Annotated in this window: 23 protein-coding genes; 19 read left to right on the forward strand and 4 right to left on the reverse strand. The window is 53.3% G+C overall.

Annotated features, from left to right (window positions below; genetic code table 11):
• Positions 1–10 precede the first annotated feature (10 nt).
• Entirely contained in the window at positions 11–1,192 is a 1,182-nt protein-coding gene (gene metK / locus J8G15_RS19835) for a methionine adenosyltransferase (protein WP_210544520.1), read from the reverse strand.
• A gap of 189 nt (positions 1,193–1,381) precedes the next feature.
• Between metK and J8G15_RS19840 the strand changes: the two genes are divergently transcribed.
• Positions 1,382–2,215 carry a lysophospholipid acyltransferase family protein gene (locus J8G15_RS19840; protein ID WP_210544522.1) on the forward strand — a complete coding sequence of 278 codons (834 nt, stop codon included), beginning with the start codon at positions 1,382–1,384 and terminating at the stop codon, positions 2,213–2,215.
• 46 nt (positions 2,216–2,261) lie between these two features.
• A complete protein-coding gene (locus J8G15_RS19845) occupies positions 2,262–3,128 on the forward strand; it encodes a lysophospholipid acyltransferase family protein (RefSeq protein WP_210544523.1) in 867 nt (288 codons plus the stop codon).
• Between the two features lie 123 nt (positions 3,129–3,251).
• Here the strand turns inward: J8G15_RS19845 and yihA are convergent, their stop codons facing one another.
• Positions 3,252–3,959: a ribosome biogenesis GTP-binding protein YihA/YsxC gene (yihA, locus tag J8G15_RS19850; protein WP_240538383.1), complete on the reverse strand. Its 708-nt coding sequence runs from the start codon at positions 3,957–3,959 to the stop codon at positions 3,252–3,254.
• Positions 3,960–4,031: 72 nt separating this feature from the next.
• Between yihA and J8G15_RS19855 the strand changes: the two genes are divergently transcribed.
• From J8G15_RS19855 to J8G15_RS19875, 5 genes are all read left to right on the forward strand, one after another.
• On the forward strand, positions 4,032–4,670 hold the full coding sequence (locus J8G15_RS19855; protein WP_210544525.1) for a cytochrome c: 639 nt from the start codon (positions 4,032–4,034) through the stop codon (positions 4,668–4,670).
• A 154-nt stretch (positions 4,671–4,824) separates the two neighbouring features.
• Entirely contained in the window at positions 4,825–6,954 is a 2,130-nt protein-coding gene (locus tag J8G15_RS19860) for a cytochrome c biogenesis protein ResB (protein WP_210544527.1), read from the forward strand.
• Position 6,955: 1 nt separating this feature from the next.
• Complete coding sequence (gene ccsB, locus J8G15_RS19865) at positions 6,956–8,290, forward strand: c-type cytochrome biogenesis protein CcsB (RefSeq protein ID WP_210544528.1); 1,335 nt, start codon at positions 6,956–6,958, stop codon at positions 8,288–8,290.
• Between the two features lie 74 nt (positions 8,291–8,364).
• Positions 8,365–9,354 (forward strand): protein-methionine-sulfoxide reductase catalytic subunit MsrP, encoded by a 990-nt coding sequence (gene msrP, locus J8G15_RS19870; RefSeq protein ID WP_210544530.1) that lies wholly within the window; start codon positions 8,365–8,367, stop codon positions 9,352–9,354.
• Positions 9,354–10,016 (forward strand): sulfite oxidase heme-binding subunit YedZ, encoded by a 663-nt coding sequence (locus tag J8G15_RS19875; RefSeq protein ID WP_210544531.1) that lies wholly within the window; start codon positions 9,354–9,356, stop codon positions 10,014–10,016. The genes msrP and J8G15_RS19875 overlap by 1 nt, the downstream gene beginning before the upstream one ends.
• 152 nt (positions 10,017–10,168) lie before the next feature.
• Here J8G15_RS19875 and J8G15_RS22200 read toward each other — a convergent pair whose 3' ends face one another.
• The gene (locus J8G15_RS22200) at positions 10,169–10,369 is read right to left on the reverse strand and encodes a lipoprotein (protein ID WP_210544533.1); all 201 of its coding nucleotides are present in this window, start codon (positions 10,367–10,369) and stop codon (positions 10,169–10,171) included.
• A 12-nt stretch (positions 10,370–10,381) separates the two neighbouring features.
• On the opposite strand from J8G15_RS22200, the gene cyaY reads away from it, so the two are divergent.
• A complete protein-coding gene (gene cyaY, locus J8G15_RS19885; protein WP_210544535.1) occupies positions 10,382–10,711 on the forward strand; it encodes an iron donor protein CyaY in 330 nt (109 codons plus the stop codon).
• On the opposite strand, the gene J8G15_RS19890 is transcribed toward cyaY, so the two are convergent.
• The gene (locus J8G15_RS19890) at positions 10,712–13,021 is read right to left on the reverse strand and encodes a penicillin-binding protein 1A (RefSeq protein WP_240538593.1); all 2,310 of its coding nucleotides are present in this window, start codon (positions 13,019–13,021) and stop codon (positions 10,712–10,714) included.
• Between the two features lie 348 nt (positions 13,022–13,369).
• On the opposite strand from J8G15_RS19890, the gene J8G15_RS19895 reads away from it, so the two are divergent.
• From J8G15_RS19895 to J8G15_RS19945, 11 genes are all read left to right on the forward strand, one after another.
• Complete coding sequence (locus tag J8G15_RS19895; protein WP_210544539.1) at positions 13,370–14,446, forward strand: pilus assembly protein PilM; 1,077 nt, start codon at positions 13,370–13,372, stop codon at positions 14,444–14,446.
• On the forward strand, positions 14,446–15,063 hold the full coding sequence (locus J8G15_RS19900; protein ID WP_210544541.1) for a PilN domain-containing protein: 618 nt from the start codon (positions 14,446–14,448) through the stop codon (positions 15,061–15,063). The genes J8G15_RS19895 and J8G15_RS19900 overlap by 1 nt, the downstream gene beginning before the upstream one ends.
• A gap of 12 nt (positions 15,064–15,075) precedes the next feature.
• The gene (locus tag J8G15_RS19905) at positions 15,076–15,741 is read left to right on the forward strand and encodes a type 4a pilus biogenesis protein PilO (protein ID WP_210544543.1); all 666 of its coding nucleotides are present in this window, start codon (positions 15,076–15,078) and stop codon (positions 15,739–15,741) included.
• Complete coding sequence (locus J8G15_RS19910; protein WP_210544545.1) at positions 15,738–16,280, forward strand: pilus assembly protein PilP; 543 nt, start codon at positions 15,738–15,740, stop codon at positions 16,278–16,280. Before J8G15_RS19905 ends, J8G15_RS19910 begins: the two co-directional genes overlap by 4 nt.
• 29 nt (positions 16,281–16,309) lie before the next feature.
• Positions 16,310–18,376, forward strand: a complete 2,067-nt coding sequence (gene pilQ, locus J8G15_RS19915; protein ID WP_240538594.1) for a type IV pilus secretin PilQ — start codon at positions 16,310–16,312, stop codon at positions 18,374–18,376.
• Positions 18,377–18,404: 28 nt separating this feature from the next.
• Positions 18,405–18,929: a shikimate kinase gene (locus J8G15_RS19920; RefSeq protein ID WP_210544546.1), complete on the forward strand. Its 525-nt coding sequence runs from the start codon at positions 18,405–18,407 to the stop codon at positions 18,927–18,929.
• Positions 18,930–18,985: 56 nt separating this feature from the next.
• Positions 18,986–20,107: a 3-dehydroquinate synthase gene (gene aroB, locus J8G15_RS19925; RefSeq protein WP_210544549.1), complete on the forward strand. Its 1,122-nt coding sequence runs from the start codon at positions 18,986–18,988 to the stop codon at positions 20,105–20,107.
• Positions 20,108–20,162: 55 nt separating this feature from the next.
• Positions 20,163–21,329 carry a deoxyguanosinetriphosphate triphosphohydrolase gene (locus J8G15_RS19930; protein ID WP_210544550.1) on the forward strand — a complete coding sequence of 389 codons (1,167 nt, stop codon included), beginning with the start codon at positions 20,163–20,165 and terminating at the stop codon, positions 21,327–21,329.
• 46 nt (positions 21,330–21,375) lie between these two features.
• Positions 21,376–21,990 carry a DUF1415 domain-containing protein gene (locus tag J8G15_RS19935; protein ID WP_210544552.1) on the forward strand — a complete coding sequence of 205 codons (615 nt, stop codon included), beginning with the start codon at positions 21,376–21,378 and terminating at the stop codon, positions 21,988–21,990.
• Positions 21,971–22,924 (forward strand): SAM-dependent methyltransferase, encoded by a 954-nt coding sequence (locus J8G15_RS19940; RefSeq protein ID WP_210544554.1) that lies wholly within the window; start codon positions 21,971–21,973, stop codon positions 22,922–22,924. Before J8G15_RS19935 ends, J8G15_RS19940 begins: the two co-directional genes overlap by 20 nt.
• 102 nt (positions 22,925–23,026) lie before the next feature.
• Entirely contained in the window at positions 23,027–23,731 is a 705-nt protein-coding gene (locus J8G15_RS19945) for a transposase (protein ID WP_210544556.1), read from the forward strand.
• The last annotated feature ends 101 nt before the right edge of the window (positions 23,732–23,832 follow it).

Here is a 23,832-nt window from a genome sequence, read left to right on the forward strand (position 1 = left end):
GTTGACCCGTTTACAAACCGGCGGCGGCCCGCAGCGCCTGCACCTTGTCTGTGCGCTCCCAGGTGAATTCTGGCTCTTCACGGCCGAAATGGCCATAGGCAGCGGTTTTCTCGTAAATCGGGCGCAGCAGGTCCAGCATCTGAATGATGCCGCGAGGACGCAGGTCAAACATCTCGTTGATCAAAGCGGCAATCTTCTCGTCCGAGATGACGCCGGTTCCTTCGGTGTACACGGTCACGTTCATCGGGTGCGCCACGCCGATCGCGTAGGCGACCTGAATCTGGCATTGACGCGCCAAACCTGCAGCCACGATATTCTTGGCGACATAACGGGCGGCGTAAGCGGCAGAACGGTCCACCTTTGTTGGGTCCTTGCCGCTGAACGCGCCGCCACCGTGGGGGCAGGCGCCGCCATAGGTGTCCACAATGATCTTTCGACCGGTCAATCCGCAGTCGCCCTGAGGTCCACCGACGACAAAGCGCCCGGTGGGGTTGATCAGGTATTTGGTGTTCACCAGCCATTCTTTGGGCAGCACGGGCTTGATGATCTCTTCAATGATGGCTTCGGTGAATGAGGCCTTCATCTTGGTCGATGTTTCGCTCTGGTCGGGGCTGTGCTGGGTGGAGAGCACCACCGTGTCAATTGAATGCGGTTTCCCGTCCACGTAGCGCATGGTGACCTGTCCCTTGGCGTCCGGGCGCAAAAAAGGCAAGCGACCGTCTTTGCGCAATTGCGCCTGGCGCTCTACCAGGCGGTGAGCGTAGTAAATCGGGGCGGGCATCAGCTCTGGGGTTTCATCGCAGGCATAGCCAAACATAAGGCCTTGATCACCAGCGCCGGTGTTCAGGTGGTCGTCGCTGGCGTGGTCCACACCCTGCGCTATGTCATTGCTTTGCTTGTCATAGGCGACCAGCACCGCACAACCTTTGTAGTCAATGCCGTATTCTGTGTTGTCGTAGCCAATGCGTTTGATGGTGTCGCGCGCCACCTGAATGTAGTCAACATGCGCGTTTGTGGTGATTTCACCCGCCAGCACGACCAATCCAGTGTTGCAAAGTGTCTCTGCAGCTACGCGGGACTTGGGGTCTTGTTTGAAGATTGCGTCCAGAATCGCGTCGGAGATCTGGTCGGCGACTTTGTCGGGATGTCCTTCGGACACAGATTCGGAGGTAAAAAGAAAATCGTTCGCCATGGTGTAGAGCTCCTGTTTCAATTGCAAGCACGTTAAAGACCGCGTTGCTTGGGCTGGGAGGCTTTCAGCGAACGCTTTAGCAGAATTGTCAATATTGACAAGGCACAATGTTGGCTCTCGCGAGCTGCCATTGTGTGTCGCCCTGCAAGTAGTTCCGTAACTCAGCGACCCGCCCATTTTATCCGAGTGATGATTACCCTCTTCAAACTGTTGTCTGCATTGCCGTTGTGGTTGCTCCACGGCGCGGGTGTCGTTCTGGGGTGGCTGGCGTTCTTGGGCTCAGGAATTTACCGGCGGCGTTTTCTAGCCAATGCGAGGCAGGCAGGCATTGGTTGCTCGCAGTGGGTTGCAGCGGTGGGTGAGAGCGGCAAACTGGTGGCTGAATTGCCGCGTCTGTGGATGGGGCGGCCTGTTCCTGTGACGTGGACGGGGCAGGAATTTGTGGAGGCCGCGCTTGCGCTTGGCAATGGCGTAATTTTCTTGACCCCGCATCTTGGGTGTTTTGAAGTGGCGGCGCAGGCCTACGCTAAGCAGTTTGGGCAGGGCGCGCAGCCGGTGACTGTGTTGTTTCGCCCGCCGCGCCAAGCCTGGCTACGAGATTTGGTGTCCGGTGCTCGTACGCGTCCAGGGCTCAAAGCGGCGCCCACGACGTTGGCAGGCGTGAAGCAAATGATCAAGGCGCTAAAGCATGGCGAGAGCTTGGCCTTGCTGCCGGATCAGGTGCCGCCACTGGGGATGGGTGTATGGGCACCATTCTTTGGTCAAGATGCATACACCATGACCTTGTCGGCGCGACTGGCGACACAGACGGGTGCCACTGTGCTGCTCGCCTGGGGGCAGCGCCTGAGTTGGGGTAGGGGTTATCGCATTAACGTGATGCCCCTGGAGGACACCCTGTCGGACGATGCGACGCTAGCAGCGACGGCCATCAATTGCGCCATGGAGGCCTTGATTCGCCGCTGTCCACAGCAATACCTTTGGGGCTATGCCCGCTACAAAAAGCCACGCAAGGACAAGCGATGAAACAAGCAGGGATCGTCCAATTTCCATGTGGAAACGAGTGTGAACCATGTTGAGTGAATCAGGCATTGGATTCATGCGTGTCTTGGGCCGTCTTCCTCTGTCGTGGGTTCGTGCAATGGGTTGGGTCTTGGGGTGGGTGCTATATGCGGTGGCGGTTCCCAGGCGTCGGGTCGCGACAGTCAATCTGACGCTTTGCTTCCCGCAAAAAACCAGGTCAGAAATCCAGGAGCTGGTCAGGCAAACCTTTGTTCACTTTGCACAAGCCTGGTTGGATCGGGGGTGGCTTTGGCATGGGCGCCCCGATGTAGTGCGCCAGCGCTTGAACTTGACGGGGGCGGTGAGTGAATTGCAAGACCCGGGGCCGATTGTTATTTTCGCGCCGCATTTTGTTGGGTTGGACGCGGGTTGGACAGCATTGACCCAGCAGTTGCCTCGTCATTTCACGACGATTTACACCGATCAGGCCAACAAGGTAATTGATGCATGGATTCTGGCGGGCCGTCAGCGCTTTGGGAAAGCACGCCTGTTTGGCCGGGTAGAGGGTGTGAAAACCATTGTTGCAACCTTGCGCACTGGAGATCCTCTGTACTTACTCCCCGATATGAACTTCGGACCCGAGGATTCAGCATTTGTTCCCTTTTACGGCGTGCCGGCGGCGACGGTGCCCAGTTTGTCGCGCTTTGCCAAGCTGGGTCGGGCCAAGGTTGTACCTGTGATATCCCGAATGACGCCGAACGGCTATGACGTTCAGGTCTTACCTGCCTGGGTGAATTTTCCATCTTCGGACAGCGTGGCGGACACCGCGCTCATGAATCAGCGCTTGCAAACCTACATTGACACCATGCCAGACCAGTATTTTTGGGTTCACAAACGCTTCAAGGATCGACCCGAAGGCGCGCAGGGGTTTTATTGAAGAGAATGGCTTCTACCGCTTATCTATAAAGCGCAAGTAGCTGTTGAATTCATAGTGACTGAAGGCGTTGCGGGCTCAGCCCTTGAAGTCGCCGGCGTTGAGACGGCGGTAGGTCGAGCAAGTTCAGGTCGTTGGCAATGTCTCGTTCGGGTGCGCCCACTGCCACAGCAAGGTGGCCACCTCATCAATGCCCTTGCGCTTTGGGGCTGAGAACAAGCGAACCTCACCACCGCCGGCTTGCAATTTCATGATCGACAGCGCTTTGTTTTGTTCAACTCGCGTGAGTTTGTCTGCCTTGGTCAAAATCACCAGAAATTTCAGACCCTCTTCCACGCGAGGGCGAACCACATCCAGCAAAATTTGATCCAGCTCAGTGAGTCCGTGACGAGGGTCACACATCAGCACAATGCCTTTCAGGTTCTCGCGAGTGACTAGGTAGTTGGCCATCACCTGTTGCCAGCGGATCTTGTCTTGCTTTGGGACAGCGGCGTAACCGTAGCCTGGCAAGTCGGTCAAGATGGCGTCGTTCACCCCCTGCTTGCCGAGTGCAAACAAGTTGATGTGCTGGGTCCGACCGGGCTTCTTGGAGGCGAAGGCCAGCTGTTTTTGCTGCGTCAATATATTGATGCAAGTCGACTTGCCAGCATTGGAGCGTCCGACAAATGCAATTTCTGGCAAATCCAAAGGTGGCAAAAAATGCAGTTGCGGTGCAGTAGTCAGGAATTTGGCTGTGTGAAGCCACCCCAGTGCTGCCGTGGCAGCAGCTTTAGCAGACGCATCTGGCGAAGGGGAATGGGGGGCAGAGGCCGATGTGTTTAAGGTGGTAGTCATTAGTAAAAGGGAAGGGTCCCGAACCTACATTGTAGAATCATGCAGTTTTGCTCACATGACACTACATCACCTATGAAGTTGCTCACCTCACTTTTCCTTGTTGCCGCATTGGCTGTTCCCGCTTTTTCCACCGTTGCCGAGGAGGCGAAAGTTGAACCGGCAAAGGCCGCCAAGCCCGACTTGGTCAAAGGCGAAGCCAGTTTTGCGGCCGTCTGCGCCAGTTGCCACTCGGCTGACGGTAATTCATCGATCGCTGCCAACCCGAAGTTGGCGCAGCAACATCCTGAATACTTGATGAAGCAATTGGCCGAGTTCAAGTCCGGCAAGCGTGCCAACGCCATCATGTCGGGCTTCTCCGCCATGCTGAGCGAAGACGACATGCGCAATATCGCGTTTTGGCTTCACTCCAAGCCTGCCAAACCTGGTTTTGCCAAGGAAAAAGATTTGGTGGCTCTGGGTGAGCGCATTTACCGTGGCGGAATCGCTGATCGTCAAGTGCCCGCATGCGCCGGATGCCATAGCCCGAATGGCGCCGGTATTCCTGCGCAATACCCCCGTTTGAGTGGTCAGCATGCTGAATATACGAAAACCCAGTTGACCGCTTTCCGTGATGGCGCTCGTAAAAACAGCGACCAGATGACGCAAGTGGCGGCTAAGTTGAATGATCGTGAGATCAAAGCGGTGTCTGATTACATTGCTGGCCTGCGCTAGCCTTAAGACAGATCGACAGCATCAACGGTGCTGAAATTTTGTTTGAAATGGATTGGTTATTGATTGAACCAATCGCTGTAAAAAGTCACTAAAGTTGGCAGGTCATTTTTAGATGGTCTGCCCTTTTTTTTGAGCCAACCCAACTACTCTATTCATGACCGTTTCGACCGAGGGTTTTGAACTCAAATCCGGATCACGCCTTTGGCGCGGCACTATCGAACTGTTGTCAGCCATGCGGTTCTCCATTTCCTTGCTGACACTTATTTGCATTGCGTCGGTTATCGGGACCGTGCTCAAGCAAAACGAGCCGATCAACAACTACATCAATCAATTTGGCCCGTTTTGGACTGAAGTCTTCGGAGTAGTCAGCCTGTACTCAGTCTACAGCGCATGGTGGTTCATGTTGATATTGGCCTTTCTTGTGGTCAGTACGTCGCTGTGCGTCGCACGCAACACCCCCAAGATATTGGTTGATTTGCAGACTTACAAGGAAAACATCCGTGAGCAAAGTCTGAAAGCATTTCCCCAGCGGGCGCAGTCAGACCTCAATGAGTCCCCGAAGGTGGCGGCTGAGCGTATCGGTACGATGTTGGTCGGTGGCGGTTGGAAAGTCAAGTTGCAGCAGCGCGACGGCGCAGGAGTGGGCGGTTGGATGGTCGCAGCCAAAGCCGGCGGTGCGAATAAGCTCGGTTATATCGCGGCACACAGTGCGATCGTGTTGATCTGCTTGGGCGGTTTAGTCGACGGTGATTTGCTGATTAGGGCGCAGCTGTGGTTCAACGGAAAGTCTATTTTCACGGGCGGCGGCATGATTGCCGATGTCAAGCCTGAGCATCGCTTGAGTGCCAGTAATCCGACGTTTAGAGGCAACTTGTTGGTCACGGAAGGGACGCAATCCAATACCGCGATTTTGAGCCAGTCGGACGGCGTGCTCATTCAGGAGCTACCGTTCTCGGTGGAACTGAAGAAATTTATTGTTGAGTATTACTCGACGGGTATGCCCAAATTGTTTGCCAGCGACATCGTGATTCATGACAGGGAAACGGGCGAAGCCTTGCCAGCCCGTGTCGAGGTGAATCATCCGGTAAAGCATCGCGGAGTCGAGATCTTTCAATCCAGCTTTGAGGATGGCGGGTCACGCGTCAAGCTCAAATCCATACCGCTGAGCGTTCAGGCCAAGGCCTTTGACATTGAGGGTGTGGTGGGCGGTTCATCTGAACTGACCAATGGCAGTGAAAAGATGACGTTGGAGTACACAGGGCTTCGGATCATCAACGTTGAAAACTTTGCTGGCGATGGAAGCACCTCTGTCGATGTGCGAAAAGTAGATTTGCGGACCCAGCTTGATGCTCGGTTGGGAGCGGCCAATAAAGCGGGTGAGAAAAGTGAGCTACGCAACGTGGGCCCCAGCGTCAGCTACAAATTGCGAGATGCATCTGGCCAGGCAAGGGAATACAACAACTACATGCTGCCTGTGACGATGGGCGATGGAAGTTCGGTATTTTTGATGGGTGTGCGTAACACGCCCGCAGACCCGTTCAGATACCTTCGCGTGCCAGCCGACGATCAGGGTTCGTCAAACGGCTTCTTCAGAATGCATGTCGCGTTGGCTGATCCCGCGGTGCGTGAAAAGCTTGTTCAGCGCTACGTGTCACGGGCAGTCGACGTCAATCGTCCCGATTTGATCAAGCCATTGACCGCTTCAACGGCCCGGGTGTTGGACTTGTTTGCGGGAACTCAAGGCGGTCCTGAGGGTCAGCTGATTGGTGGCTTGCAAGCGGTGGCAGATTTTTTGGATGCCAGTGTGCCAGAGGCGGAGCGTGAGAAAGCCGGCGATGTGTTGATCAGGATTCTGAATGGCGTCCTGTTTGAACTTGCGCAATTGACACGCGAACAAGCAGGATTGAAACCCCTGGAATCGAATGATCAGACACTGGCGTTTATGTCGCAGTCTGTATTGGCACTCAGTGATGTACAGCATTACCCGGCACCCATGGCGTTACAGCTGGAGGACTTCACCCACGTTCAGGCCAGTGTGTTTCAGGTGGCGCGAGCCCCTGGCAAGAGCGTGGTCTATCTGGGGTGCGCGATGCTGATTTTGGGCGTTTTTGCCATGCTCTATATTCGTGAACGACGGGTATGGGTTTGGTTGGCCCCCCGCGAGAGCAATGGGGATGAGGCGTCCACCGCGACGATGGCCATGTCCAGCAATCGAAAAACCATGGACGGTGACCGCGAGTTTGAGCAACTTAAGCTGAAACTGATCGGAATCAAGGAAGAATGAAATGAATACTGCCTCAACCACGCTGACAAAAACGATGACGTTAAACGAGGGCTACTTTTCCAAGCGCAACTGGTATGACTGGTTGTTTGCGGCCTTGGTTTTAGCCGGTGGGGCGTTCGCCTTGTTCCAATACCACGGCGGTATGGATGTCTACGAAAAGGCGATCACGGCAGGGGCTGTGCCCTGCGCCATCATGTTGGGATGGTTTTGGCGACCGCTTCGGACCTTGATGTTGATGGTCGCGGGGTTCTCTTTGTGGGGCATCGTGTCCTACCAAGGTAGTTTGGCCAACGCAGACAGCGTTTTTTGGCTGAAATACTTTTTATCCAGTCAATCGGCTATTTTGTGGATGAGCATGCTCTTCTTCATGAGCACGATTTTTTACTGGATTGGCATGTTCGCGTCCCGGCAAGGCGACGCCATGTCACTGGTCGCCTCCAAACTGGCCTGGGTTGCCGTCGCTATGGCTTTGATTGGCACCATGGTTCGCTGGTACGAAAGCTACCTCGTAGGGGCCGACGTTGGGCATATTCCTGTGAGCAACTTGTATGAAGTATTCGTCCTGTTTTGCTGGATGACCGCGGCGTTTTACCTGTATTTTGAGGCCCAGTACAAGACCCGGGCACTCGGCGCATTTGTAATGTTGGTGGTCAGCGCGGCTGTTGGTTTTTTGCTTTGGTACACCTTGGTTCGGGGCGCGCATGAAATCCAACCATTGGTTCCGGCCCTCAAAAGCTGGTGGATGAAGCTGCATGTCCCTGCCAATTTCATTGGGTACGGCACGTTTGCGCTGGCGGCGATGGTGGCATTTGCTTACCTGATCAAACAGCAGGCGACTGAGACGCGATGGTACAAACTGGCTCCCCTGTGGTTGCTCGGCATCGTCTTGTGTTTCGAACCCATTGTGTTTCGAAAATCTTCGGCCACGGGTTTGAGTGACTACTGGGCCGTGTACTTCGGCCTGTCGGCACTGATCATTGGCTCCATTCTCTTTGGGCGCCGTCATATCGCGGCTCGTCTGCCTTCGTTTGAAGTGCTGGACGACGTGATGTACAAGTCAATTGCAGTCGGTTTCGCATTTTTCACCATTGCAACGGTTTTGGGTGCACTTTGGGCTGCGGATGCATGGGGTGGCTACTGGAGCTGGGATCCCAAGGAAACCTGGGCCTTGATTGTTTGGCTGAATTACGCGGCGTGGTTGCATATGCGCCTCATGAAGGGGCTGCGGGGCACCATTGCGGCTTGGTGGGCACTAGCTGGCTTGGCCGTCACGACTTTCGCATTCATTGGCGTCAATATGTTCTTAAGCGGCTTGCACAGCTACGGTACCCTGTAGCAAGTGCGGGAGTTTGGCTTCCTTTTGTAAGAATCAGGCTTTGTTTGTGACCAAGCTAAAAACAGGAGCTTACGATGCTAATCAAGACAGGTAATTCCGGATTCTCACACGCTTTAAGCAGTGAAATTACGACCCAAAGCGTGTACCAACAGCGTCGCCAGTTGATTCGCCTGATGGCAGGCGGCGCGGCTGGTGCCGCACTGGGGTTGATGGCAGCCCGCGAGGCGCATGCGCAAAGCCCTGGGAAATTGGCTGCCCTGTCGTTCGAGCGATCGCGATTGCCTGGCGCAGTGATCATAGACAAAGTGACCGACTACAAGTTGTCCAGCACTTACAACAATTTTTATGAATTCGGGACCGACAAGGCGGATCCAGCGCGCAACGCCCACGCCCTGAAAACCACCCCATGGACCGTCGAAGTGGAGGGCTTGGTCAAGAACCCCGCTAAATATGCACTTGAAGATTTAATCAAGTTGAGTGCGTTGGAAGAAAGAATCTACCGACTTCGGTGCGTTGAGGGCTGGTCCATGGTGATTCCTTGGGTCGGCTACTCACTGAGTGAGCTCATCAAAAAGGTTCAACCCTTGGGCAGCGCGAAATACATCGAGTTCGTGACTCAAGCGGATCCGAAGACCATGCCCGGCATCGGCTCCCGAGTATTGGATTGGCCTTATGTAGAAGGCTTGCGAATGGACGAGGCAATGCACCCACTGACGCTCTTGAGCTTCGGTATGTATGGGGAAGTGTTGCCCAATCAAAGCGGTGCGCCAGTCCGATTGGTCGTACCTTGGAAATATGGGTTCAAAAGTGGCAAGAGCTTGGTCAAAATCCGGTTCACGGATCGGCAACCGGCGACGGCATGGAACAAAGCCGCCGCCAATGAATACGGGTTCTACTCCAACGTCAATCCCAACGTGGATCATCCCCGCTGGAGCCAAGCCACGGAGCGTCGAATCGGCGAGGATGGCCTGTTTACCAAGAAGCGGCCTACGGCCATGTTCAATGGTTATGAATCGCAAGTAGGCCAGCTGTATGCAGGAATGGATCTAAAGAAGCTTTTCTGATGGCTACATTGCCCAAAAAAGGGCTGTTGCATCCGGCAGCCAAGCCTTTGGTGTTTTTGTTGTGTTTGATGCCGTTGTGTTGGTTGGTGTACGCTGCAATCGCCAATCAATTAGGGGCCAACCCGGCTGAGGCGCTGATCCGGTCAACCGGTGATTGGACCTTGCGATTTTTGTGTCTGGTCCTGACTGTTACACCGCTTCGTATCATCGCAAAAGTTCCAGCATTGGCTCGTTATAGACGCATGTTGGGATTGTTTGTCTATTTTTATGGTTTCTTGCACCTATTGAGCTACGGCTGGTTGGAGATGAGCTTGGATCCTTCCGCTATTGTGAAGGACATTATTAAGAGACCGTTTATTTTGGTGGGTTTTGCCTCGATGCTCTTGTTGACCGCATTGGCTGCGACCTCTTTTAATCGAGCCATCCGCGCCTTGGGCGGCAAGCGATGGCAGCAATTGCATCGTCTGGTTTACATCGTTGCCGCATTGGCTTTGTTGCATTTTTTCTGGATGCGCTCGGGAAAAAATGACTATGCTGAGGTTATTGTTTATGCCGTGATTCTTGGCGCTTTGTTGGGCTGGCGGCTGATTAGAATTTTGATGATAAAAGGTCACAGCCCAAGTATTGGGAGTGCATATAGCTATAAAAATAATAGCAAATGATTTAGTTCAATAAAATGAGGTGGTTTCGGAGGCCGTTGGCAATAGTGAAGCGGCGGAAATTCGATAGGCCAATGGCGTTTGACTACCAGCCCCAGCGGCAAATGCGCGAGATGGACCGAGCGTCACGACGCCGATTCACGTCGCCCCCGCAATCACATCTGTTCGGATGAGCCGTTGATCCGACTTTCTGGACCTATTGATGGGTTGGACCTGTCCATCTTGACATCAGACGCCGGTTTGTCTGTGTTCTTCGTCGGCAAATACAGTGCTCCCTGCTGACCGCAGGCAGTTAGAAAGACCGCGCTGGCGCCTATCGCGGCAACGCTGATTAAAATTCTCTGAAAATTTAACATGGTGAAATTGTAATGAACGACTCAGATTTTCTCGACAAAGCCGAATCCCTGCTGAAGGCCGTTGAGCACAGTTGTGATCGAATCAACGACGCCTCACTGGCCGACATTGACAATCAACGCGTTGGCGGCATGGTCACTTTGGTTTTTCCCAATCAAAGCCAAATCATCATCAACCTGCAAAAACCATTGCACGAAGTCTGGTTGGCCGCCAAAGCCGGCGGGTTTCACTATAAATTTGACTCAGACCAGTGGATGGACACCAAAGGGCAGGGTGAATTTTTTAGCTGCTTGTCACGCTTTGCCAGTGAGCAGGCGGAAAACCCACTGGTTTTTTCCGCGTAGTCAGTTTCGAAACAGGTCCAAAATGCGCCTTCTCTCCTCAGGAGGAGATGCGATGACACCATTGAGCTGGGAGCCGGGCATATTTTCCATGCCGATGCTGGTCACGCCAGCACCGTTGGCATACTCGGTGTAGAACCATTCTCCGCCCGAATTGACCACCCCATCAGGCACCACCGGCTCGGAAACCGGAACGTTCTTCAGCGCTGTCTCCATGAATCGAATCCAGATGGGCAAACTCAACCCGCCACCAGTCTCACGTGAACCCAACTTGCGTGGGGTGTCGTAGCCAATCCAGGTAATGGCAGCCAATGTGGGCTGGTAGCCTGCAAACCAAGCGTCCATGGCGTCGTTGGTGGTGCCGGTTTTTCCATACAAGTCTGGGCGTTTCAGGGTGGCTTGGGCAGACGCTGCGGTTCCCGAACGTGTGACTTCCTGAAGCATACTGCCCATGATGAATGCATTTCGGGCATCAATGACACGGGAGGATTCATCAAGCACTGGTGCGGAACTTTCCACCAAGACCTTGCCTTTTTGATCAGTTACCTTGGTAATTAACCAAGGGCTCACCCGATAGCCCCCATTGGCGAAAACGGAATATGCTGTTGCCATTTGCATGGGAGTTGCCGAGCCAGCGCCAAGGGCCATCGTGAGGTAGGCAGGGTGTTTGTCTGCTTCAAAACCGAATCGTGTGATCCATTGCTGGGCCTTTTCCGGGGTGACGGCTTGTAGGATTCGAATCGAAATCATATTTTTTGACTTCGCCAGTCCACGCCGAATGGTCATGGGACCTTCGAATTTTCCATCGTAATTTTTGGGTTCCCAAGGTTGACCACCAGTGACCGCCGCATCAAAAAACAGAGGCTCATCATTCACGATGGTTGCCGGCGTCAGTCCTTGTTCCAGTCCCGCAGAGTAAATGAAGGGTTTGAAGCTTGAGCCCGGTTGCCGCCAAGCTTGGGTCACGTGATTGAATTTGTTCTTTTCGAAGTCAAATCCACCAACCAAGGCCTTGATAGCGCCGCTGCGAGGGTCAATGGCGACAAACGCACCTTCCACTTCCGGCAATTGGGTAATCTCCCATGTGTCCTTTGCGGTTTTTGCTATTCGGATCACCGCTCCACGCCTCAATTTAATGTTGGGTGGCGCCTTGTCAGCCAACCCTGACTGTGCTGGCCTGAGTCCTTCACCGGTTATCTCGATCAGCTCACCATTTTGGCGAACTGCGCTAATCATTTTTGGGTTGGCATCCAGCACGACAGCGGCAAGCACATCCCCGTTGTCAGGGAACTCGTCCAAGACGTCATCAATGGCATCTTCCAGCTCCTGAGGATTGGTTGGCAGAGTGACGAATTTTTCCGGGCCGCGGTAAATCTGCCGTCGCTCAAAATCCATGATGCCGCGTCTCAAGGCCTTGTAAGCCGCCTCCTGGTCGGAAGCCTGAAGAGTGGTGTAGACATTGAGGCCCCGTGTGTAGGTTTCGTCTCCGTATTGAGCATGCATCAATTGCCGGACGGTTTCTGCAACGTACTCAGCGTGCACTTTGGACGTATTGGCACTAGTCTTGATGTGCAGTGTTTCCTTTTTCGCAGCGGCCGCTTCTATCGCGGTGATGTAACCGTTTTCCTGCATGCGATCAATAACGTGCAGTTGCCGGGCGCGGGCGCGCTTGTAATTGTTGATCGGGTTGTAGGCGGAAGGCGCTTTGGGAAGGCCAGCCAACATGGCGGACTCCGCGATCGTGATTTCCTTCAACGGTTTGCCGAAATAGGCTTCGGACGCAGCTGCGAAGCCGTACGATCGGTTTCCCAGGAAGATCTGATTCATATAGATCTCAAGAATCTGATCCTTGGAGAGCAAGTGCTCGAGCTTGAAGGTCAGCAAAATCTCGTAGATTTTCCGGGTGTAAGTTTTTTCCGATGAAAGGTAGACGTTGCGGGCCACTTGCATCGTGATCGTGGATGCGCCTTGACTTTTAAGCCGACCGAGATTCGCCAAGGCCGCTCGAAGCACCCCTTTGTAGTCCACTCCGCCGTGCTCATAAAAGCGCGAGTCCTCAATAGCAAGGACTGCATTGGTCATGCTTTCGGGAATGTCCCTGATGGGCGTCAGTCTTCGGCGTTCTTCTCCAAACTCACCAATCAATGTTCCCTCGGCAGAGTAGATTCGCAGGGGTAACTTGGGCCGGTAGTCTGATAGAGCAGAAATATCCGGGAGGTTGGGGAAAGCCACGGCCATTGCAAGGGCGACGACGATCAACACCGACAAAATGCCGGCCACCAAAATGCCTGAACTCCACAAAACCAAACGCATCAACCAATTCGCGATCCCGGTTTTCTGGGTCCCTTGGGGATTGGCGTCACTTGCGTTGGTCTTGGTTGTGTTGGATGGCATGGAGTGTGTGGATTAAAAGCTGCATCATTATAAAAATGTCACGCCTGTGCATTCGCAGAGTAGTATCCGCTATTCGAAAAAACCAGCAAAAAACTCGCTTTTTGACTTGATCTCAGTCACAAGTTGTGCAGAAGCCGTCTTTTTTAGGCAACGGAAACCGATCGATGAATGCCGAAATCCTTTTGAGGAACAAAGGTCTTGCTGATAGTATTCAAGTGAATTGTTAAGTTTCGCTAATCTCCGATTGGCCTGTTTCAGGGGATAGTCTTGAATTCTTTGGGGTCGTTATTTAGCCGAAATCCCGCTCCTATGATAGGACTGGATATCAGTTCTTCCAGTGTGAAATTGGTGGAGTTGGGGCGCGACAGGTCTGGCGGCCTGGTTTTGGAACGGTGTGCCATCGAACCCCTTGAGCGCGGGTGGATTACCGACGGCAACATTGAAAAATTTGACGAGGTTGCCGAAGCGCTTCGCCGCCTCGTCCGAAAAAGCGGCTCAAAAACCAAGAATGTGGCGATGGCTTTGCCTCCGTCGGCAGTTATTACCAAGAAAATTGCCTTGCAGGGTGGATTGACTGACCAGGAGTTGGAGCTGCAGGTTGAAACTGAGGCAAATCAGTACATCCCGTTTCCGCTTGATGAGGTTAGCTTGGATTTTTGTGTGATTGGGCCGAGGGGCTCATCTCCTGACGAGGTTGAGGTGCTGATTGCGGCATCGCGCAGAGAGAAAATTCAGGATATTCAAGGGTTGGCGGAGGCTGCGGGCTTGAAGCCCGTGATCGTGGATGTGGAGTCGTATGCTTCTCGATTGGCCGCTGCGCGTTTGATTGAGGCCTTCCCCAATAAAGGCGCGGACCGAATCGTCGCTCTTTTTGAAGTGGGTGCATTGACTACCAGCATGCAAGTCATCCTCAATGACGACGTCCTGTATGAACGTGACCAAGCCTTTGGTGGCGCGCAATTGACGCAAGCCATTGTGAGACAGTATGGATTTTCCTTAGAAGAGGCAGAGGGCAAGAAGCGAAGCGGTGAGTTGCCCGAGGACTACGAATTGGTTGTTTTGAAGCCGTTCATAGATAGCATGGTTCAAGAACTCGGGCGGGCCCTGCAGTTCTTCTTTACCAGTACGCCGCACAACAAAGTGGATCACGTGTTGCTCGCCGGAGGGTCGTCGGCATTGCCCGGATTGACCGCTTCGGTGACACAGCACACGACATTTGCCTGTACCTTGGTCAATCCTTTTGACGGGATGGCAATGGGCGATGGCATCCGTTTAAAAGCAATGAACCGAGAAGCGCCCTCCTATTTGACCTCTTGTGGTTTAGCGTTGCGGAGGTTTGTGTAATGATTTTGATCAACTTACTTCCGCACCGAGAGGTTGCCAGAAAGCTTCGCCGAGACCAATTCAACGTCACCCTGGCCGGCTCAGTGGTGCTGGGCTGCCTCATCGGGGGATTGGTGTTCTTATGGTACCAATCGCAAATTACGGGTCAGCAGGATCGAAATCAGTTGCTGCAATCAGAAATCCGCCAATTTGACGCCCAAATTAAAGACATCGCGGGATTGGAGGGAGAGATTGCTGCGTTGAGAGCACGTCAACAAGCGGTAGAGGATTTGCAGGCTGATCGGAACTTGCCAGTGCATTTGTTGACCGAGCTGGTCAAGCAGTTGCCAGATGGCACCTATATTGCAAGCATGCGTCAAGAGAACCAAAGTGTGACATTGCAGGGCGTTGCACAGTCAAATGAACGGGTGTCCGAACTCCTTAGAAACCTGGCCAACAATACCCCTTGGTTCTCGAAGCCTGAATTGGTTGAAATTGTGGCCGGGTCGGTAAGTCTGACGACAAGGGATGTTCGTCGGGTCGCCAATTTCACCATCCGAGTGACTTTGGTTCGGGCCAGTGAGGCTGAAAAAAATAAAGCTGCTACTGTTGTGAGCGGATCAACGGTCAAGCAATAGGACCAAGGAACTATGGCAATCAATTCATCAATCGGCGCAAGCTGGTCCGAACGTCTGAATAAACTGGGAAGTCAATTTCAAAATTTGGATCCGAAAGATCCATCGCTTTGGCCTGATATTCCTCGGTATTGTTTGTATTTTGTCACTGTTGCACTTAGTGTGACGGTGCTTTGGTATGTTTGGTTGAATGGCTATGAAGAGGAGCTTGTCGCTGAGCAGGCCACTGAAGTTAAGCTCAAAGCCGAATACTCAGTCAAACTCGCCAAAGCGGTGAATCTCGAGGCGCTGACGAAACAGCGCGAACAAATTCAGCAGTACGTCACCCAGCTTGAAAAACAGCTTCCTAGCAAAGCAGAAATGGATGCGCTGTTGTCAGACATCAACCAGGCGGGATTGGGGCGAAGCCTTCAATTTGACCTCTTTCGCCCCGGGCAAGTGGCTGTAAAAGACTATTATGCTGAGCTACCAATTCAAGTGCGTGTAACTGGTCGCTATCACGACATTAGCGCATTTGCATCTGATGTTGCCAATTTGTCGCGCATTGTGACGCTCAATAATTTGACCATTGTTCCGGTCAAAGATGGGACATTGGGAATGGATGCAACGGCAAAAACCTTTCGATACCTAGATCCGGATGAGGTTGCCGCGCAGAGTAAGGCCGGGGGGGTGAAAAAATGAATTGGGTTCGTTTTCTCTTGCTTCCATTGCTGTCCGTTTTTCTTGTTGCGTGCGGAACTTCGACCGATGAGGAGTTGACCACTTGGATGGCAGAGCAAAAAGCTCAAACTCGCCCCAAGGTAGTGCCAATATCAGAACCCAAACGATTCGAACCCGAGTCCTATGCACAGGTGACAGAAATCGACCCTTTCAGCATTCAGAAATTGACCCAGGCTCTCAAGAAGGAGTCGAATCAGTCGGCATCCAATGGCGCGCTGATCGCGCCAGAATTGGCGCGCAGAAAAGAGGCTCTGGAACTGTTCCCCCTCGACACGATGGTTATGGTGGGTAGTCTTGTTAAAGCCGGCCAACCTGTGGCTCTGGTGAAAGTTGACAATTTGCTCTACCAAGTTCGACCTGGCGTCCATTTAGGTCAAAACTATGGGAAGGTCATGAAGATTACGGAAACCGAGGTCGTACTGCGTGAAATTGTGCAAGATGCCGTGGGCGAGTGGATTGAACGTTCCGCAGCGCTGCAGCTGCAAGAGAGGTCGAAATGAAAAAGCACATCAATGGAGCGAAGATGCACATGTGGCAACGGATGGTATTTATCTTGCCGATTTTATTTGCCACGGCATCCCTAAGGGCTCAGGTTGCAATTGAGTCAGTGACGGGTTCACTTCAAAGTGGAGTTGAAGTGATACGGGTTGATCTGACACAGCCGTTGGCGGTTGCTCCAACTGGGTTTTCTATTCAGTCTCCAGCGAGAATTGCGCTTGACTTTCCCGGTGTGACTAGCGCCATGGGCCGATCAACTGTCGATGTCAATCAAGGTAATTTGAAGTCAGTCAGCGTAGTACAAGCGGGCGACCGGACCCGTGTCGTCGTCAACCTGAAGCTGCCAACGACTTACAAAACCCAGATTCAAGGGAAATCTCTTCTGATTGTTTTGGATTCCGCCGCAACTGCGGCGCCTGCCGCAACCGCCGCGCCAGTCTTTTCTGCCAACGGCAATCGGGACACCTTGCCCATTAAAGACTTGGATTTCCGCCGTGGGGATGAGGGTTCAGGCCGCATAGTTGTCGGTTTGCCCAATAACCAGGTGGGTGTTGATATTCGTCAGCAGGGCCAGTCACTGGTTGTTGAGTTCATGAAGTCAGCGCTGCCTGAGGGATTGCGCCGCCGACTCGATGTTTCGGACTTTGGAACGCCGGTTCAGACGGTCACTTCGTTTCAGGTAGGCGATCGGGTGAGGATGGTCATCGAACCGAAAGGCCAGTGGATTCACAGTGCGTATCAGAGCGATGAACAGTTTGTGATTGAGGTCAAGCCGGTCAAGGTTGATCCCAACAAGTTGTCTCAGGGACCAGGTTTTACAGGCCAGAAGCTTTCACTGAATTTTCAGAGTATCGAGGTCCGATCTCTGTTGCAAGTGATTGCAGACTTCACGAATTTCAACGTGATCACGTCGGACTCTGTGACCGGTACTGTCACATTGCGTTTGCAGGATGTTCCTTGGGATCAAGCCCTTGACATTATTCTTCAATCCAAAGGCTTGGGAATGCGCAAGACTGGCAATGTCTTGTGGATCGCGCCGAAAGACGAAATCAACGCAAAAGAAAAATTGGAGCTTGAGTCAACGATGGCCCTGCAGAACTTGGAGCCATTGCGGACGCAGGCGTTTCCAATGAACTATGCCAAAGCGGCAGACATTGCTGCCCAGTTGACGGCATCAGGGAGTGGTACCAGTGGTAATAGCTCTCGACTGCTTAGTCCGCGAGGCAGTACGATTTCAGAGGTGCGTACGAACCAATTGTTTGTAACAGACATTCCAAGCAAGTTGGAGCAAGTGCAGGCGTTGATTGCAAAACTTGACATTCCGGTTCGTCAGGTCTTGATCGAGGCTCGAATTGTTGAAGCCTCAGACACCTTTGGAAAATCTTTGGGCATCAAATTGGGCGGGGGAACAGGTACGGTTCAACTAGCTAGCTCTGATGGCAGTCCATTGAATGCCTCGTTTGGATCGTCATATTCGGCCGGTTCTAGCGGGACAACTTCCGGCAACTTTGTGAATTTGCCTGCTGTTGGACAAAATGCGTATAACCCTGCCTCTTTTGCCCTCTCTCTCTTTGGAGCAGGTGCCGGGCGCTTTCTGAATCTTGAACTTTCCGCCTTGGAAGCAGACGGGAAGGGAAAGGTTGTATCCAGTCCTCGCGTTGTAACGGCGGATCAAATTAAGGCCTTGATTGAACAGGGAACAGAGTTGCCGTATCAAGTGGCGTCTGCCAGTGGTGCAACCTCAATCGCGTTCCGCAAAGCTAACTTGAAGCTGGAAGTGACGCCTCAAATTACGCCTGAAGGCAATATCATCCTTGATGTTGATGTGACGAAAGACACTGTTGGCCAGTCCACAGCAGCAGGATTCGCCATCAATACTAAGCATATTCAAACTCAGGTGTTGGTTGAAAATGGTGGGACAGTTGTTATCGGGGGTATTTTTGAGTTGGTCGAGACAAATAGTGAAACCAAAGTCCCACTTTTGGGTGATTTGCCTGGCATCGGCAATCTATTCAAGAGTCGCTCACAAGTCGCCAACAAGACGGAAATGCTGGTCTTCATTACACCCAAAGTGGTGACAGACCGGGCCAAGCGGTGATACTTTCTGCATTGATTGGTCAGTTTTATTGATGATTAGTTTGGTGGGGCTTCCCGGGTCAGGGAAGTCGACAGTAGGGCGCCAACTTGCAAGGCGAATGCATATTCCTTTTTTTGACTCTGATCACTTGATTGAGCAGCGGCTAGGTTGCTCTATCAAGGCTTTTTTTGAGCGAGAAGGGGAGGCGTCGTTTCGTGATGTTGAAGCGACAGTCATTGATCAATTGACCAGCGAATCCAGCGGGGTTTTGTCCACTGGGGGCGGAGCAGTTTTGCGCGAGGAAAATCGTCGGCACTTGGCGGGCCGTACGCGGGTTGTCTATCTCAACTCGACACCGACTGAGTTGTTCCGGCGACTGAGGCACGATATGGACCGTCCATTGCTGCAGGTCGCGGATCCATTGGCCCGGTTGCGGGATCTGTATGCGCAACGCGACCCACTTTACCGTGAAACAGCGGAATTCGTCATCGAGACCGGCCGTCCTTCCGTAGCGACGTTGGTCAATATGATCGTCATGCAGATTGAGTTGGCAGGTGACCGGCCCCTAGCCTGAGTCCTAAATTGGTGTGCTGAGTGAGTGTGAGCGATAAGTGGGTCTAAACTTGCCTTATGAACGCCACTGACCTCCAAACCGTATCAATTGACCTTCAGGAACGAAGCTACGCGATTTCTATTCGCGGCTCTCTGTTTGATAACCCACTGACCTACTCCGAGGTCCCAGGCGCGACAAGCGCACTAATTGTGAGCAACGTCACCGTAGCACCACTTTATGCAGCTCGGTTGCAGAAAGCATTGCGGGGGAAGTACACCCATATTCATACGGTGACCTTGCCTGATGGCGAAGAGTACAAGACGTGGGACAGCCTCAATCTCATATTTGACGCCTTGCTTGCAAATGCATGCGACCGGAAAACTGTGCTGTTCGCTTTGGGCGGCGGTGTGGTTGGCGACATGACAGGATTTGCAGCCGCCAGTTACATGCGTGGCGTGCCCTTTGTGCAGGTGCCAACGACGCTGCTAGCGCAGGTCGACTCTTCTGTGGGCGGCAAAACTGCGATCAATCACCCCTTGGGGAAAAACATGATCGGCGCGTTTTATCAACCACTTAAGGTGGTTTGCGATCTTGACACGCTTAAGACCTTGCCTGAGCGAGAGCTCAGCGCCGGGTTGGCCGAAGTGATCAAGTACGGCCCGATTGCCGACATGGCTTTTTTCAATTGGACAGAAGACAACATGCACGCGCTGATGACACGCGATCCCGCGGCCTTGGGCTACGCGGTAAAACGCAGTTGCGAGATCAAGGCTTGGGTCGTGGGACAAGACGAACGCGAGTCAGGACTGCGGGCGATCCTCAATTTTGGACATACTTTTGGTCATGCGATTGAGGCAGGCCTCGGGTATGGCGAGTGGCTTCACGGCGAAGGTGTTGGGTGTGGAATGGTCATGGCGGCTCATCTATCTCAGCGATTGGGCTTGGTGGACGCTGAATTTGTTCACCGACTGACGAGCTTGATCCAATTGGCCGGGCTGCCTGTCGTGGGCCCGCAGCTTTCCGACACTGACAATGAGGGGCGTTATCTGGATTTGATGCGAGTGGACAAAAAGGCCGAGGCGGGGGAGATTAAGTTTGTATTGATTGACGGTCCTGGGCGGGCCATCATGCGAGCTGCGCCCGATGCGATGGTTCGGGAAGTCATCAAATCTTGCTGCAGTGGGAATAGTCAAGAGTGATAGCTATCTACGACCGTATTTCAGAGCCTTTGGCGCTTTTTGCCGTTGCCACTATATGCTAGCTGCCTACGCTTGTCACCCTGATCAATCTCTTGGTCGCCGCTTCGCACAGGCGCCAGCGCCAACAAGAACTGACTATCAACGCGATCGTGACCGAATTGTGCATAGCAGCGCATTTCGGCGTCTTGTTTACAAAACTCAGGTTTTTCTGAACCATGAAGGTGACTTGTTTCGCACACGGTTGACCCATTCGCTGGAAGTGGCTCAGTTGGGCAGGTCGATCGCCCGGTCACTTCAACTCAATGAAGATCTGGTGGAGGCCATTGCCCTGGCCCATGACTTGGGGCATACACCGTTTGGACATGCGGGGCAGGATGCCTTGAACGACTGCATGCGTGAATATGGTGGGTTTGAGCACAACCTTCAGAGTCTGCGGGTGGTGGACGAGTTGGAGGCTCGTTATCCCGAGTTTGACGGACTCAACCTGACTTTTGAAACCCGTGAAGGTATTTTGAAGCACTGCTCGCGTCGCCATGCTGAGGTACTTGAGCGGATGGAGCCCATGGGGGTAGGGCACCGGTTTTTGGCGCGAACCCAACCCAGCCTGGAGGCACAGCTTTGCAACCTCGCAGACGAGATTGCTTACAACGCGCATGACATTGACGACGGTGTTCGCTCTGGATTGATTACCTTGGAGCAGTTGCAGGATGTGCCCCTGTTTGACGTGTTCAGACGGGAAACGCTTGAGGAGTTTCCGACCCTCAGCGCGCTGTCCCAGGGTCGTCGCCTGCTCTACGAATCGATCCGACGGATGCTCAGCGCGCAAGTTTATGACGTCATTTCGGCGACGGGTGCCGCATTGGCTCAGGTCAATCCGGCCAGCGTGTCTGCGGTACGGCTTGCGCCGCCATTGGTCAAGTTCAACGCACCGATGGGCGAACGTTCTCAGGTTCTCAAATCATTCCTGTTGTCACAGTTGTATCGACATCCTCAAGTCATGGATATGACCGGGCAGGCGCAGCAGGTGGTCAAAGATCTCTTCTCCGTCTACTTGGCATCACCCCAAGAAATGGCGAAAGGGTTTTTGGCACGGTTTCAAAGTCTGCACGGCGATGACCGAGATGAACTCCCCCGCAGCGTGGCGGACTACATCGCAGGAATGACCGACCGATTTGCCGGGCGTGAGCACGAACGCTTGACCGGTCGCCAGTGGCTGAGATAACGCCAGCAGGCGCCTTGTTTTTGTCCTCAACTCCCTCGATCCCCTCATGACCTTTGATCGACCTGAACTCTCCCCAATGACCGTAGAGCAAGATACCCGCACTTGGTTGGAGCGCGCAGTGATTGGTTTAAACCTCTGTCCTTTTGCAAAGAGTGTGCACGTCAAGGGTCAGGTGCACTACGCGGTGAGCCTTGGTAGCACGGCAGATGCATTGTTGGAACGATTGATTGGCGAGCTGAAAGATCTTGCTGCGCTGGATGCTTCTGTGCGCGATACAACGCTTTTGATTGCGCCGGATTGCCTGTCTGACTTCCTGGACTTCAATGATTTTCTGGATACCGCTGATCAAGCATTGGTTGATCTTGACCTCGATGGCGTTATTCAAATCGCCAGCTTTCATCCGCAGTATCAGTTTGGGGGAACTCAGGTCAACGACATCACCAATTTCACCAATAGGTCACCTTATCCGACGTTGCACCTCCTGCGTGAGGAGAGTATTGACCGAGCCGTTGCCGCGTTTCCAAATGCCGAGGCAATCTTTGAGGTGAATATGCAAACATTGGAGCAACTCGGCACGGATGGTTGGTCGGCGCTTCAGGTCGGGCCTTCGACGGATCCATTGGGCATGGCATCATTGGCGGATGAAATCCCAAAAAAATGAACGCGCACCCCAACGCGGACTAGAGCAAACTGCTGACCCAGCGGCAAGCGCCAGCATTGCCCCTGAAATTCGCCCGGGCCAATCGATTGAGTTGTTGAAAGAACTTCACATTCTGACCCGTGATGGAAAGTTAAATCAAGACTCTCGGCGCAAGCTCAAGCAGGTATACCACCTGTTTCAGTTCATTGAGAAGCTGCTCCATGAGGTGCCGAGCACGAATGGCGGCATTACCTTGGCTGATCACGGTGCGGGCAAGTCCTATTTGGGTTTCATCATTTACGACTTGTTTTTCAAGGCGTTGAGTCATGGCCACATCTACGGCATTGAAACCCGGCCGGAGTTGGTGCAGAAGTCACGGGCGTTGGCTGCTCAGCTCGGCTTCTCACGAATGTCGTTTCTCAACCTGACCGTGGCAGAGTCTGCACTTGCCGCTGAATTGCCGCTCCAGATTGATGTGGTGACGGCGCTTCACGCCTGCGATACAGCCACTGACGATGCCATTGCATTTGGGTTGCAGAAAAAAGCCCGCTTCATGGTGCTGGTGCCCTGCTGTCAGGCTGAAGTTGCCCGGGTTTTGAACCAACACAAAGCCCTGTCCTTGTCGCGTACGCCGCTGGCTGAGTTGTGGCGCCACCCCATGCACACTCGGGAAATGGGCAGTCAGATCACCAACGTGCTGCGCTGCCTCTATCTGGAGGCGTGGGGCTATCAGGTCACAGTTACCGAACTGGTGGGATGGGAGCACAGCATGAAAAACGAGCTCATCATTGCCAAGTACACCGGGCAGAAGAAGCGCGCGGCGGCGCAGCGGCTGCTCGCCTTGCTGCAGGAGTTTGGCCTGAGTGACTTGCTTGAAACACGGTTTAAGCTGCCAGAAGACAAGGTCAAACCGGACTCGACTGTTGATGGTGAACAGCCCGCTGAACGGGTGTAGAGGCGTCAACCTTCACTCTGAGTGCCAGGCAAGAGTGTTGCTGTAAATAATAGGGGTCAGATCGCCGCTAAGATGGAAGCCAACTCCTATGGATTACATCTCATGGCCCGACTTCCCCGATTCACGCTACCCGGCTACGCCCATCATGTGATCCAGCGCGGCAACAATCGACAGGCGATTTTTGCCGGCCCGGAAAATTATCAAGCTCTGCAGGAGTTGCTCGCGGAGAGCGCCAAAAAATTTGATGTGGATATTCACGCCTATGTGTTCATGGGCAACCACTTTCATCTGCTGCTTATGCCACGCACAGACGAAGGTTTGCCTCTGATGATGCAGGCTGTTGGGCGGCGCTATGTGCGCTACTTCAATGACTTGCAGGGCCGCACGGGCACCTTGTGGGAAGGGCGCTACCGATCCACCGTGATCGAAGCGGAGCAGTTTTTGCTGGCCTGTATGACTTACATCGACCTCAACCCCGTTCGGGCGGGCATGGTCGCTCACGCGGGGGACTATCCGTGGTCAAGTTATGGTCATTACACGGGCCAACGTATTGACAAGCTCATCACGCCCCATCCATTGCTTTGGGAGTTGGGCAACACGCCTTTCGCTCGGGAGGCGGCTTATGCCGATATGGTGCAGACAGGGATCAACATGGTGCAGCAAGCCACCTTGACCGATTCCGCACTGAATGGTTGGGCCTTGGGAAGTTCGGCATTTGTCGACGATTTGCAAAAAAGGACGCCGCGGCGACTGAGCAAGTCGTCGCCCGGAAGGCCGATTTCCACCTTGAAAAATAGCGATGAATAGGGCTTCTGTCCTTTTATTCTAAACATAGTTTGCTACAATTTTTGATGTGTCCCCAAATAATGTAGAGAGTCTTTCATGGAGTTTTAATCAGAATCTGACCC

The sequence above is a fragment of the Rhodoferax sp. PAMC 29310 genome, assembly GCF_017948265.1.
Taxonomy (GTDB): domain Bacteria; phylum Pseudomonadota; class Gammaproteobacteria; order Burkholderiales; family Burkholderiaceae_C; genus Rhodoferax.